Raw genomic sequence first — 12,777 nt, 5'->3', positions numbered from 1 at the left:
CTATCTTCCGATGGAATAATACTCCACACCAGCTTCTTTCATATCTTGAACCCCATACAAATTCCTGCCGTCATACACCAACGGCGTTCTCATTAAATCTTTATAAACTTCCGGCTCTATTGCTTTAATTTCGCCCCACTCAGTAAATACAAAACAGACATTCGCACCTTCAAGAGCTTCTTTTATGCTCTCAACATATTTGATACTGCCCTTACCATTCCTACCTTCTGGATACTCCTTAGAAAAATTCACTTTTCCTACAGGATCAAAAGCATAGATTTCTGATCCCTGATTTAATAACAGGGGTATATTTTCTAGCGAAGCAGCTTCTCTTAAGTCATCGGTCCCAGGTTTAAATGTCAGTCCTAGCACCGCTACTTTTAGACCATTAAAGGTGATAAGTCTTTTAGATGCTTTTTTAAACAGAATTGTCTTTTGGCTAGTATTGACATCAATAGCTGCTTTAACGGTTTTAAGCTCATATCCATTTTGTCTCGCTAAGTACTCTAGTGCCTTCGTATCCTTAGGAAAACAGCTACCTCCATAACCAATACCTGCATTTAAGAACTTGCTTCCAATGCGTTCATCAAACGACATTCCTCTTGATACATCTTGAATATCTGCTCCTACCAATTCGCAAAGATTAGCAATATCGTTCATGTAAGATATTTTCAGAGCAAGAAAATCGTTAGATGCATATTTGATCATCTCTGCAGATCTTCTTTTAACAGATACAACTGGGATATTAAAAGGCTCATAGATTTTCATAAGAATATCTTCTGCCCATTTGCTCTCAGTTCCAATTATGATTCTTGCTGCTTGCAAAGTATCTCTAACAGCTGTTCCTTGCGCTAAAAACTCTGGATTAGATGCTACTTCAACTCTAATGTCTCTACCTACTCCATTACCGTTACCAACAAGTTTTTCTCCTTCACGAGGTAGAAAATCATGTATAAACTGCTGCACCTTATCATTTGTTCCTACAGGAACAGTAGATTTAACCACAACAAGGCAATCTTTTTCTATTGTTTCTGCTATTTGTCTTGCAACTGTAGCTATGTATGAAAGATTAGCCGATCCATCAGGCTGCTCAGGAGTTCCAACACCAATAAATATCGCATCTGCTTCTTTATAAGCTGACTTAAAATCAGTAGTATATTCAAGTCTACCTGCTGCATAATTCTTTTGCATAAGTTCTTCTAAATCTGCTTCATAGATTGGTGACACACCAGATTTCATCAACTCAACTTTGTTTTCATCGATGTCCACACAGGTTACTTGATGACCTACTTCGGCGAAACATACGCCTGCTACTAAGCCGACGTAGCCGGTTCCTGCTACTGCTATTTTGAACAAAACAGTACCCCTCCTTCATTCTATATCCGTATTAATTGCTTGATGTCTTTAAGTGTATTGATAATATCTTTTTGCTTTATTACTAAATACACCGAATAAGCTATAACATATATTAATACTGCAGTCCAAGAATTAAGATACCAACCTGTAATAATAAAAATACATGTTAAAGATAATTCCAAGCCTACATCCTTAAATATTGATATCCCTAATATTCTTGATAAAAATACTTCCGACAGGATGCACTTAAAGACCAATATAAATACAATGGATAGTATTGCTAGATCCAAATTTTTTATTATTACAGTAGTAACCACTGTAATAATAAAGCTCAATAAAAAGGAACATAAATTTAATTTCAACATTAGATTTTCTTTTCTCAAGGTTTTAAAATATGTACTTATCAGAAGTGACATCTTCCCCTCATAAACACACATTGGAAATAGTATCGCCATATACATTAAACTATCCGCATACTGAGGTAACCAGTTTGATAATACAACTTTAAAAGGATAATAACTGATAAGAATACCTAGCAAGATTATCATTAGAAAGTTTCGCATAGTTGCATATATTTTTGGTAGCTTGGTTTCATCCGTTCTTCTAAGAATAGGAAACATAACAATACCTACCGCATTAATAAAAATCATTAGTAGATTAGAAATACTTAATGTTAAGGATACTTTACCAAATGTGGCGACATCCCATGATCGTTCAATTCCGAATCGAACAACTCCAATTATCAACATACTTGCAATAGTTGCAAACATTAGATTTATTCCAACCGTAATATTCTGGATCATTTCTTTAAAGCTAAAGTAATAAGTCGAAAATCTATTAAATACAATATCTTTACAACAATACATAGAGTAAATTAAAGATAGTAACTTCCCAACCAAGTCAGCAATTATCATTAATTTATATTCTCTTACTCCAACAGTTAATAAGATTATGATCAAACAGCAATATATTAACCTATCTAACATTGTTATCTGTGCGTATTCTTTAATTCTATTTGTACTTTGCAAAACATAAAGCAACATAAATCTAAGATTTACAATTATCGTACATAAAGCTATCATTTGAAGTATAAACTTTCTATCAAAATCAATAATAGCAAAATATGAGATAGTCATTAGAGCTATAACTATTATTAATTGTTGTGCAAGCAACATGTAAAACTGTGAGCAAAATAACTTTTTATCCAAGTCTCTATACTCTTTCCCACCATACCTAAGGTATATTCCATCAAGCCACCCAAAATGTAAAAATCCCACATAAGAAGAATAAAATAAATATAGCTGCCAATATCCGTATTCCTTGATACCAATCAACTTTGGTATTATTAGAATTACTAATGTTGACACCATAATAGAAACGAAATTCGAAGTTATAGTATACGAAAAATCTCTGATGAATTTTTTAACTCGATCATTCAATATAGTATCCTCAGCATTCTATTCTTTATTTTAAAATCTAGAAGAAATAATCAATAATTTTAAGTATAAAGTTCCCTTTACAGTATCTCTTTTAAGTTTTTTATTAAATAGCAATTTAATCTTCTTTGATAAAGAAGATTTATAAGTACTAACATCATTTAACATACCATAATCTTCAGCAGTTAATTGATCACCATAACCTTCTAATATTTCGCTTGCCAAGATAGAATGGAAATTCTTATTAATTTTCAACTGCTTTAATCTATAATTAAAAACTTCAAGTAAGGAACGTCTTCCACCGAAGATATTATTAGTATGTTGTCTATAAAGGATGTAAGAATTCGCATCATAAATAACCCTTCCTAAAAATAAAACTAGCAATGGTAGCCAGAAATCATGTGCATATTGTTGTTTAGGTTTATATTTAATAATTAAATTTCTAGTGTTGGAATTAAATACCGTAGTACATCCATGGGCAAATCCTTGTGCCAAAGCTTTAATCTTACTCGTAGGTATCATATTCTCCTTAATATTAAGTAAATTGATGTAATTCAAATTATTATCAACCAATATACAATTAGAACAATACACTACTGCTAGATCCTCTTCGATCTCACCGATTTTCCTAACCGCCTCTGATAATTTTTCCTCTTTCCATATATCATCTTGATCGGCAAAAGCATAGTAATCAAAATCCCCAGACATTTGTACTAGTGTAAAAAAACTAGACTTATATCCTATATTTCCATCAAAAACAACCTCTAAATTCGAATATTTCTGCTGATACTCAGATAGTATAAGCCTAGTATTATCATCTGAACCATCATCTCTCACCAAACAGTGTACAATAACTCCTTTTTGATTAAAGATACTATCTAATTGTTCTGATAAATACTTTTCTCCATTATACGACGATAATAAAACTTGAACCTTTTTCATAAAAATAACCCCAGTTTATATCAATATAGTTTAACAGATAATACTTAACTAGAGATACTATCATTCGATTGTTCGCTCTCAAACTGTCCAACAATTAAGAATCCTTTTCTAGTAAATAACCAAAACCAAAAAATAAGTTGTAACCATGTTGATAAAATTGTTAAGTACTGATCAGAAAAAAATTGATAAATTAATGGAAAGTAAAAAATAGAATGCAAAGCTATAAAAAAAGGAGATAATGTTGTTGAAACGACTGCTTTTTTATATAAAAAACCATGAGTTAAACCCAAAAGGGTAAGTATTACAAACGAATAAGTCAAACCATAATCAGCTGCATAATAATGTAAGACCGTAAAGACATTAGTTCTATCACCATAAACAATAACGAAATCCTGTACCGTACTTGAGACATCAAAGTTATACCCTATTACATTCAAGAACTCAATAAAGAATCTAAATGTATTCGTACCATATAAATAATAATTAAAAGTTTCCATCCATCGTACAAATGCTATCATAGAAGTTGTAAAATAAATTCTAAATTGCTTCATTACGAATTCAAAGGTATTACTTTGATCTTCATATACATATTTCATATAAGCAAAGGCGATAAAGGTAGTAAGTACTATAGACAATAATACAAATAAAATAACTAAAATCTTCTTGTTTCCATATTTTTTAATAATAATTGCACTAAAACACACTCCGAATAGAAGCATGAAAATAATCCCTCTACTGCCCCCTGTTACTGTGAAAAACAAGGCTATTATAAAAGATATCAAAAAGTAATTTTTATTTTTTTTCGTAGGATTATTAAAATATGCGATACTACAAACAATAGTCAGCGCGATAATTGCGTTTCTTGAATATGAAATTATTAAACCTTCTGTGAACATTCCAGTTGCTTTCCCAATACTTAAGGTTTGCCAAAAATTATAGGCGAAATTTCCAGAAATATAAAGAGTAACCTTCACAAGGAAAAACAAAAACAAAGCTATCTCTATAAAAATAATTATCTTCATATTAAATGAATTAAATCTGATTTTCCCTGGATTTTGCCCAGATATTGAACTTATTGTTCTTTTAGAATTCCTAACTATAAAGTAAAAGCCTATTGTAAAAAAGAGAAGTCCAATAACAAAAGAAGAATAATATATGCTACTTAAATCAACAGTTTCTTTTCTAAGTAGCAGTGCCATATACATAATGGTCCATATAGTTCCTATAATAAAAGGTGGAGCAAGGATATCTTTCGATTTTTGCCAAATGAAAAACAATATTATTATGCATCCTATTATACTAGCATATACCATTTAATAATCCCTCTCTGTCATCATGTCAAGAAATGACTGGACATGAAAGAGACAGCCTTTCTTAAAATGTACTTTAACAGTTTTTAAAATAATTACTTTCCATATACTCATTCTTTATATGTACCCATATTATTTAACCGAGCGTCTTTTAGTCCCTTTAGGCCCATTTTTATCTTTTTGAATTTCATATCTTCGTAGAGTAGTATTTTAATAATAAATTTATACAAATGCACATCAATAAACGAGTTATAATTATCCCATTTTTTCTCAAGATACTTTTGATTTCTAAACAAGTAATATGTCCTTACTGGTGAGGCAAATGATGGATAAATAGTCTTCCAAAAAAATTTTTTGGGTTTGGAATTTCCAAATCTTTGATATATAATCGCATTCCCTATTTGTATTATTTTCCCACCAAACTGATCAAATTTGATAGCTATATCAATATCGATATGCGCAATAAACAAGGACTCATCAAATCCCCCAGCTTTTTGATAATCTTTCAGACACATTAACGAACCTGAGGTCATTACCCAATTACGCTCAACAATCTCATCATTTTTTAAATGAGTGTATGCAATTTCATCCTGATTCGAACTCTCATCATAATAAACTGAAGATACATTTGGTGAAACAATTGAATAATGAACTGCTGATTTCTCAATAAAAGAGATCATTTTATTCACAGCAAACTTTTCAAACCTTGAATCCTGATCCATTGTTAATATGTAATCAAAACCATCCAACACTGCTTTTCGACACCCTAAGTTTAAAGCATAAGCCAGTCCCATATTTTCACCTAATGGAATATACTCTAGTTTTTCCTTTGTTCTTATTTCATTCAACAAAAGGTTATTTTCAACTTTTGAATTATCTATGATATATAATTTCGACACTGATTCAAGATAAGAATCAATATTTAGTCTTACGTCATCGTCAGGATTAAATAACACAACAACTCCACAATACTTCTTCATGTATATACTTCCTTTATAAGCATTTTCGAATAAAATTTTTCTAAAAATTCACTTGATTCAGCAATATTATATCCGCTCTTTTTCACTTCGATATTAGCATCTAACCTGTTATTAATAATTTCACTATTTAATATTTCATTAGCCCATTCGGTAGCACTTAGTGATAATGATAATGATTTTATCAAATTTGTAACATGTGCTTCTGAAGGTACTGTATCCGAAACAATACAGGGAAGCCCGGCTGCTTGTGCCTCAATAACAACCATTCCTAATCCTTCGAAATGTGAAGGAAACACAAAAATATCCATAATCTGCATAAAATCATTCACATTAGATATGACACCAGTAAAAATAACTTTCTCCTGTATCTCTAAATCTAATATGCGTTGTTCCAAATCCCCCCGTAGTTCTCCATCTCCAATAAGCAACAATACCGCATTGCTTCTACTTTTTTGCAATTCAAAAAAAACTTCCAGTAAAAATTCATGATTCTTCTGTATGTTAAATCTCCCAACATGGCCTATCACATATTTATCGTTAAGGTCTAAACTTTTCCTCATATTGTTCCTCAGGTGATCATTGTACATATAAGAATCGCAATCAATAGAGTTTTCAATAATTCTATATTTCTTATTATTTATGACGTTTTTACCGAAGAGCCATTTACCAGCATCATCTGAACACGCAAACAGATAATCTGCAATATATCTAATCGGAATTTGCATCACGTTTTTAATCACAGCGGCTACTCCACTACCAGAAGAAGTATTGTGACTGTGTGCTATTGTTTTCAATTTATACTTTTTAGCAATATTTAAATATATAGCAGCAGTACTCCTCAAATGACCATGAATAATTTTATACTCAGAGTGTAATCGAAAGAATTTATGCCATACATTTTTATAAACTATATGATTCTTACCATTATAACGTGGAACCCTATAGATCTCTCCTCCTAAATTTTTGATTTCATCTTCATAATCACATTTTTCTGTAGTATGTATAATAAAATCAAATTGAATTTTCGAACGATCAATATTACGATATACATTCATAACCATCGTCTCCGCACCACCTCTGTTTAACCCTCCCAACACATGTAGTATTCTTATTTTTTCTTTCATTATATTACTCCTCATTAATAGATTAAATAAGATTCAATCAATTAGAATTAAAAAACAGAGATAAAATAATAGATATAACAAAATCATCCAATTGTGATTATCTAATTAAAATGTAAACAACATTTAAAATAGATGAAAAATAAATTTTCACTCCAAAGTCTTAACCTTTTCTAATTCTTCTATATATGCTTCAATTACAAACCGTCTATCAAATTGTCTTTCCACCTTTTCTCGCCCAAGTTGCCCCATTTGATTCCTTTCATTATTTGATAATTGTATAAATTGCTCCAATTTAACAGATAAGTCACCACGACTACCTGTTTCAAATAGATAACCTGTAACACCATCAGTAATAACATCATTTGAACCATTAATGTTTGATGCGATACAGGCACGTCCCATTGCAGCTGATTCTAATAAAACATTAGGTATACCTTCTCCTCCATGTGATGGAAGAACAGTACAATGACATTTTTGAATCCATGTTTTAATATCCTTTTGAAAACCTATGTATTTAATAATGCCTTGATTGCTATATTCCTTAATAATTTTTTTATACTTATCCTCTTCTATAAATCCAGCAATATAAAAATTAACATTAGAATATCTCCCTTTTAAAATCTCTGCGCATGACAAATACTCTTCAATTCCTTTTAATTTCATTATTCTTCCGATGAAGATGAAATTGATCTCACTTCCACTAGGCATATCAGTAGCAGAATATTGCTCCAAATTCACGCCTGATCCCGGTAAAACTATATAATTATCCCGTATCATTTTATGATCTATAAAGAAATCTTTATCTCCACTATTCTGAAAAAAGACCATCCATGAATTCTTCACAGAAATCTTATATAACAAAATTACTAATCTACTTACAAAACTTTCTTTTAGAAATGTTGCACCCGTTCCCGTTATATTATTAACTTGTATTCTTTTTGTTATATTTGAAGCAATTGAACCATATATATTAGGCTTAATCGTATATGAAAAAATAATATCAGGAATTATCCCCTTCATAATTTTGATATACTTACACAATAAATAAAAATCCTTAAATGGATTTATTCCTCTTCTGTCAACAGAAGTTTCAACTATCTTGCAACCCATATTAGAAAAATAAGAGTTTTCATCAGATTTAGGAATTGAAAGATATACTTCATGTCCATCCTCTATAAGTCTTTTTATCAATTCTTTTCTAAAGGAGTAAAGTGTAATGAAATGATTGGAAAGAAATAGAATTTTCATAATCTAAAAGTCTCCTCATGGTTTCTATCTCCGATAGATGAAAATCCTGTTTTCACTTTCATTAAATCTCTAGATCCTCCCTCTACTACCCCATCACTCTTCAGGACCTTAATTATTGTAAAAAAAAAGCATTTCACATCCAACCCCATAGTCATTTTATTAACATACTCCCCATCCAGACTCGCCTTCTTCTCAATAGGTAACTCATCTCTACCATTAATCTGAGCCCATCCAGTCAACCCAGGTTTGATATCATTAGCTCCATATTTATCACGTTCAGCAATTAAATCATATTGATTCCATAATGCAGGACGAGGTCCCACGATACTCATTTCACCTTTTAGGATATTGATAATCTGAGGTAATTCATCCAAGCTTGTTTTTCTTAGAAACTTGCCTACTTTAGTAATAAAGAAATCAGGATCTTCCAGTAGATGCGTTGGCATGTCTTGTGGAGTATCTGTTCGCATCGTTCTAAATTTCAGAATATAAAATTTTGACTTATTTTTACCTAATCGTTTTTGTTTAAATAATATAGGCCCTTTGGAGGTCTTCTTAATTGCGATCGCAATAATCAAAAAAACTGGCCATAATACTAGCATCCCGATTAATGCTAATAGAAAATCTATGGTTTGTTTCACGTAAACATAAGGTTTCATAAGTTCACCTGATCCTTTAAGTTACTATCTCTTCATATATGTAGATCATCTCTATGCCAAATGAGCATAGAGATGATGTTCTTACTACTCTCTTAATTCGCCATCTTCTCAGCTATATCTTTACCCGCCTGAAGCTGTGATTCAAATTCACTTTTATATTGACTAATAATTTCTGTACTATAGCCATTGCTGTTCAGTTTTTGTTCAGTGTCAGCAACTATACTATTGAAGCTAGCAGTAAATGAGGCCAGCTGTTGCAACCCTTTTTCTTTAATACTTTTTTTACTCGCTTCATCTGTCGCTCCAAGATACTCAAACCCAATACTCATTAATGTCGATTGACTTTGATTTTTAAGCGCCGTAAGCTTAGCTTCTGTGTCACTAGTGATAGTTTCATATGAAACCTTTCCAGTTCCTGCAGAACCACCCCCTGTTGCACCTGCACCACCTGGTGCAGCTGTTGTATCCGTTGGCGCTGGTGTCGCTACTGGAGATGGGCCCTTGCCATTGTCATTGTTTGTCGACCCATTAGGGGCTTGTTCCTGATAAGCCTTGGAAGCTGCAGTAATGGTCTTCGTCTTCTGATCCCAGCTAATGTTATGACCTACAGATTCCGATAAAAAACGTAGAGGCACATATAATGAACCATTCAGGATGAAGCTAGATTGACCTGTAGGCAAAGCCTTGGTTGCATCGTTAAATACATAACTTGCCTTAACTTGATTGAGGACAATATTGTTCGCTGCTGCTGAGGTACTATTCCCGTTCTTTGCATTCATTAGATATTCTTTAATCACAACTAGCTCTGAGCTACTAGGCTCTGCTACGGTAACTTTAACGTTTTTAGCATCCCAAGCTACACTCTTCTGTAAAGCATATGACATAAAGCGCAATGGAACATAAGTTGTATTGTTGTACATGAATACATACTGGCCTGCGGGTGGCTGAATACTCACACCGTCAAAAATCAAATTCACGTTCATACTTTGCACTTTAATCGTATTATTTGCAGTCTTAGGCGTTGCACTTGGTACTGCCGCTGCTGATACTGATATAGGTGCGGATGCTGTTAAGGGTGCTAAACCAATTGAAGCAATTAACGATAAAGCCACGATTGATAATGTTGCTTTAGACATGCTTATTCACTTCCCTTTTCTTTCGCTTTTAATTGTTCTTCTTCAGCAATGATTTGGTCATGCGTTTTCCCTTGACTGACTCCGTACTTTTTAGCAATCTGAGAAAGCTCATTGTACTGCTCTGTGGATACTTTACCTAGGATGATACTGCGCGCCTCACGCTTCTCCTCAGTCGTTAAGCCACCCTTTGCCAAATCTTTAAGACGATTAATATCGGATACGCTAAGTTGACCAAGAACAATAGAAGCAACATCTGCTTTATCCTTAATCGTTACATTTTCTTGAATTTGCTTAGCTTTATCTGTGGAGACCTGTGCTGTGTAACCATCTGAAGAGCCATCTTTTTGTTCTGATGATGGAGCTTTGGTCGGTTCACTAGTAGTAGAAGCTGTTGTTTCTCCACTAGGTTTATCGTTATTTTCACTACTTTGATTACTACTTCCCTCATCATTTACTGGTGGAGTAGAAGGTACCGCAGACTCTACAGGTTCGACATTACTATCATCAACTGTATCAGTCGGTGCCGTTCCTTGATCTTGACCACCAACATTATCCTCAGATTCCAGATCAAAACCATCTGCCATTGAATTCATCAGCTTATCGACAGCATAATTCGCGGCGAACAAGCCGCCAACACCCAGTACTACAATAACTGACAGCGTCCATAAAAGGATCTTTTTCCATCGTTTGTTGAACACTTTATATCCTCCTTTATGAATTACTTAGCTAATAGCAACTTGGGCAACGGGCTGCATCGGTACAATCTGATTGATTATTTCGCGGATGACTTCTGGTTCCTCAGCGAGAACACGTTCCAAACGTTTAAACTCCAGTTCTAACTGGTTCAGACTTATGACATTAGGTTTACCGATAAAGATTCTTCCATGATCAGTAGAACCTAGATTTTCTTCATCTGTAAGCAACTCTTCATATAACTTCTCACCCTCACGAATACCGGAGAAATGAATATCAATGTCCTTATAGGGTTCATATCCAGAGAGCGTAATTAAGTCTTCCGCCAACGTTAGAATCTTAACCGGCTCTCCCATATCCAGAATGAACACTTCTCCGCCTTTGGCGAAAGAACCAGATTGGATGACAAGCTGAACAGCTTCCGGAATCGTCATGAAATAACGCACCATTTCTGGATGAGTCACAGTCACTGGCCCCCCGGCAGCGATCTGCTGCTTAAAGGCTGGAATCACACTACCACGACTGCCAAGAACATTCCCAAAACGCACAGCAGAGAACTTTGTTTGACTTGTGGTGTGCAGGCTCTGCACATACATTTCCGCAATCCGTTTAGTGGCACCCATTACACTGGTTGGGTTAACCGCCTTATCCGAAGAGATCATTACGAATCTCTCGGCACCATATTTATCTGCACAATCCGCAACATTTTTGGTGCCAAAAACATTATTTTTAATGGCTTCCGAAGGATTACGCTCCATTAAAGGAACGTGTTTATGTGCTGCTGCGTGAAAGACCACATGCGGTCTATGGCCACTGAATACATCCATTATCCGACTGCGATCCTGTACATCTGCTATCACGGTTACAATGTTCAACTCCGGAAAACTCTTACGAAGCTCCATTTCAATCGTGTAAATACTGTTCTCACCGTGTCCAAGTAACATTAGCTTGTCCGGACCAAAAGGAGCAATCTGCCGGCATAACTCTGAACCAATAGATCCGCCAGCCCCCGTAACTAACACCGTCTTATGATGTACATAACCTAAAATACTGTTTAAATCAGCTACGATCGGCTCACGACCTAATAAATCTTCTACGCTAACATCCCGAAGTTTCTTAACTGATATTTTTCCAGCGATCAGATCATTAAGAGCCGGTATAATCTTCAGCTTTGCTCCAGTCTTTTTGGCAAGATTAATAATCTCAGAAATCTCAGTACGTGAAACAGAGGGCATGGCAATAATAATCTCATGAATTTCTCTTTCTTTCACAATAGCTGGGATAGCATATCGATTACCTAATACAGGAACACCCAATATATACATATGGTATTTATTCGCATTATCATCAATGAAACCGACTAATTTGGTATGTGCAAAAGAGGGTCCCATCATTTCCCGAGCAATTAATAACCCACAATCACCAGCACCTACAATTAGTGTATGGGTCTTAGTGTCTTTGTAATTGATTCGGTCATTATGAAGTACTCTCCATAAAAATCGGACTCCACCTACTAATAAAAGAATAGTCTCCATGGACCGAACTTCTATGGCAAGAGGTACTCTATCCGGCAAAATTAGATACGCCAGTGCAAATGAAAATAAAGACCCTACTACAATAGCTTTAGAAACCGATATAATTTCACCGATACTGGCATATTGCCACATTCTTCGGTAAAGACCGAAGTATATAAGGCTTCCACCAAATGCAAATGTTGCAATCAAACCAAATTGCAGCATCTGTACAACATATTCCTGAAGAGCATGGTTAGGGTACCGAAACAAATAAGATGTCACAATACTGAACCAAATGATCGCAAGATCAATGAAGAATAAAAGAATCACTCTAGATTTCGCTGTCATTTTCAGTGCCTCCAAAAATAACATTTTTAAT

The 12,777-nt window shown here is 34.0% G+C and carries 11 protein-coding genes; all 11 read right to left on the bottom strand.

The genetic code is table 11. The features are described from left to right. The gene (locus MHH63_RS03375) at nt 1–1,356 is read right to left on the bottom strand and encodes a UDP-glucose dehydrogenase family protein (RefSeq protein ID WP_341171203.1); all 1,356 of its coding nucleotides are present in this window, start codon (nt 1,354–1,356) and stop codon (nt 1–3) included. A 20-nt stretch (nt 1,357–1,376) separates the two neighbouring features. Next, the gene (locus MHH63_RS03370; RefSeq protein ID WP_341171202.1) at nt 1,377–2,690 is read right to left on the bottom strand and encodes a hypothetical protein; all 1,314 of its coding nucleotides are present in this window, start codon (nt 2,688–2,690) and stop codon (nt 1,377–1,379) included. A 135-nt stretch (nt 2,691–2,825) separates the two neighbouring features. Next, nucleotides 2,826–3,734 (bottom strand): glycosyltransferase, encoded by a 909-nt coding sequence (locus tag MHH63_RS03365; RefSeq protein WP_076274675.1) that lies wholly within the window; start codon nt 3,732–3,734, stop codon nt 2,826–2,828. A gap of 44 nt (nt 3,735–3,778) precedes the next feature. Next, complete coding sequence (locus MHH63_RS03360; protein ID WP_076274674.1) at nt 3,779–5,047, bottom strand: O-antigen polymerase; 1,269 nt, start codon at nt 5,045–5,047, stop codon at nt 3,779–3,781. Nucleotides 5,048–5,154: 107 nt separating this feature from the next. After that, on the bottom strand, nt 5,155–6,024 hold the full coding sequence (locus tag MHH63_RS03355; RefSeq protein WP_076274673.1) for a glycosyltransferase: 870 nt from the start codon (nt 6,022–6,024) through the stop codon (nt 5,155–5,157). Next, a complete protein-coding gene (locus MHH63_RS03350; protein WP_076274672.1) occupies nt 6,021–7,148 on the bottom strand; it encodes a glycosyltransferase family 1 protein in 1,128 nt (375 codons plus the stop codon). The genes MHH63_RS03355 and MHH63_RS03350 overlap by 4 nt, the downstream gene beginning before the upstream one ends. A 147-nt stretch (nt 7,149–7,295) precedes the next feature. Continuing rightward, on the bottom strand, nt 7,296–8,396 hold the full coding sequence (locus MHH63_RS03345) for a glycosyltransferase family 4 protein (protein WP_076274671.1): 1,101 nt from the start codon (nt 8,394–8,396) through the stop codon (nt 7,296–7,298). After that, nucleotides 8,393–9,055 (bottom strand): sugar transferase, encoded by a 663-nt coding sequence (locus tag MHH63_RS03340; RefSeq protein ID WP_076274670.1) that lies wholly within the window; start codon nt 9,053–9,055, stop codon nt 8,393–8,395. The genes MHH63_RS03345 and MHH63_RS03340 overlap by 4 nt, the downstream gene beginning before the upstream one ends. A 92-nt stretch (nt 9,056–9,147) precedes the next feature. Then, on the bottom strand, nt 9,148–10,191 hold the full coding sequence (locus MHH63_RS03335) for a stalk domain-containing protein (RefSeq protein WP_076274669.1): 1,044 nt from the start codon (nt 10,189–10,191) through the stop codon (nt 9,148–9,150). A gap of 2 nt (nt 10,192–10,193) precedes the next feature. Continuing rightward, entirely contained in the window at nt 10,194–10,889 is a 696-nt protein-coding gene (locus tag MHH63_RS03330; protein WP_076274668.1) for a hypothetical protein, read from the bottom strand. A gap of 24 nt (nt 10,890–10,913) precedes the next feature. Beyond that, complete coding sequence (locus MHH63_RS03325; RefSeq protein WP_076274667.1) at nt 10,914–12,746, bottom strand: polysaccharide biosynthesis protein; 1,833 nt, start codon at nt 12,744–12,746, stop codon at nt 10,914–10,916. Nucleotides 12,747–12,777: the final 31 nt, after the last annotated feature.

The organism is Paenibacillus sp. FSL H3-0310 (assembly GCF_038002785.1).
Taxonomy (GTDB): domain Bacteria; phylum Bacillota; class Bacilli; order Paenibacillales; family Paenibacillaceae; genus Paenibacillus_AQ; species Paenibacillus_AQ odorifer.
This window is presented reverse-complemented; position numbering and strand designations above follow the sequence as displayed.

Excerpts from the sequence above, each read along its gene's own strand:
- MHH63_RS03365 (WP_076274675.1), bottom strand. The coding sequence starts at position 3,734 with ATGAAAAAGGTTCAAGTTTTATTATCGTCGTATAATGGAGAAAAGTAT.
- MHH63_RS03350 (WP_076274672.1), bottom strand. The coding sequence starts at position 7,148 with ATGAAAGAAAAAATAAGAATACTACATGTGTTGGGAGGGTTAAACAGA.
- MHH63_RS03325 (WP_076274667.1), bottom strand. The coding sequence starts at position 12,746 with ATGACAGCGAAATCTAGAGTGATTCTTTTATTCTTCATTGATCTTGCG.
- MHH63_RS03340 (WP_076274670.1), bottom strand. The coding sequence starts at position 9,055 with ATGAAACCTTATGTTTACGTGAAACAAACCATAGATTTTCTATTAGCA.
- MHH63_RS03345 (WP_076274671.1), bottom strand. The coding sequence starts at position 8,396 with ATGAAAATTCTATTTCTTTCCAATCATTTCATTACACTTTACTCCTTT.
- MHH63_RS03360 (WP_076274674.1), bottom strand. The coding sequence starts at position 5,047 with ATGGTATATGCTAGTATAATAGGATGCATAATAATATTGTTTTTCATT.
- MHH63_RS03355 (WP_076274673.1), bottom strand. The coding sequence starts at position 6,024 with ATGAAGAAGTATTGTGGAGTTGTTGTGTTATTTAATCCTGACGATGAC.
- MHH63_RS03335 (WP_076274669.1), bottom strand. The coding sequence starts at position 10,191 with ATGTCTAAAGCAACATTATCAATCGTGGCTTTATCGTTAATTGCTTCA.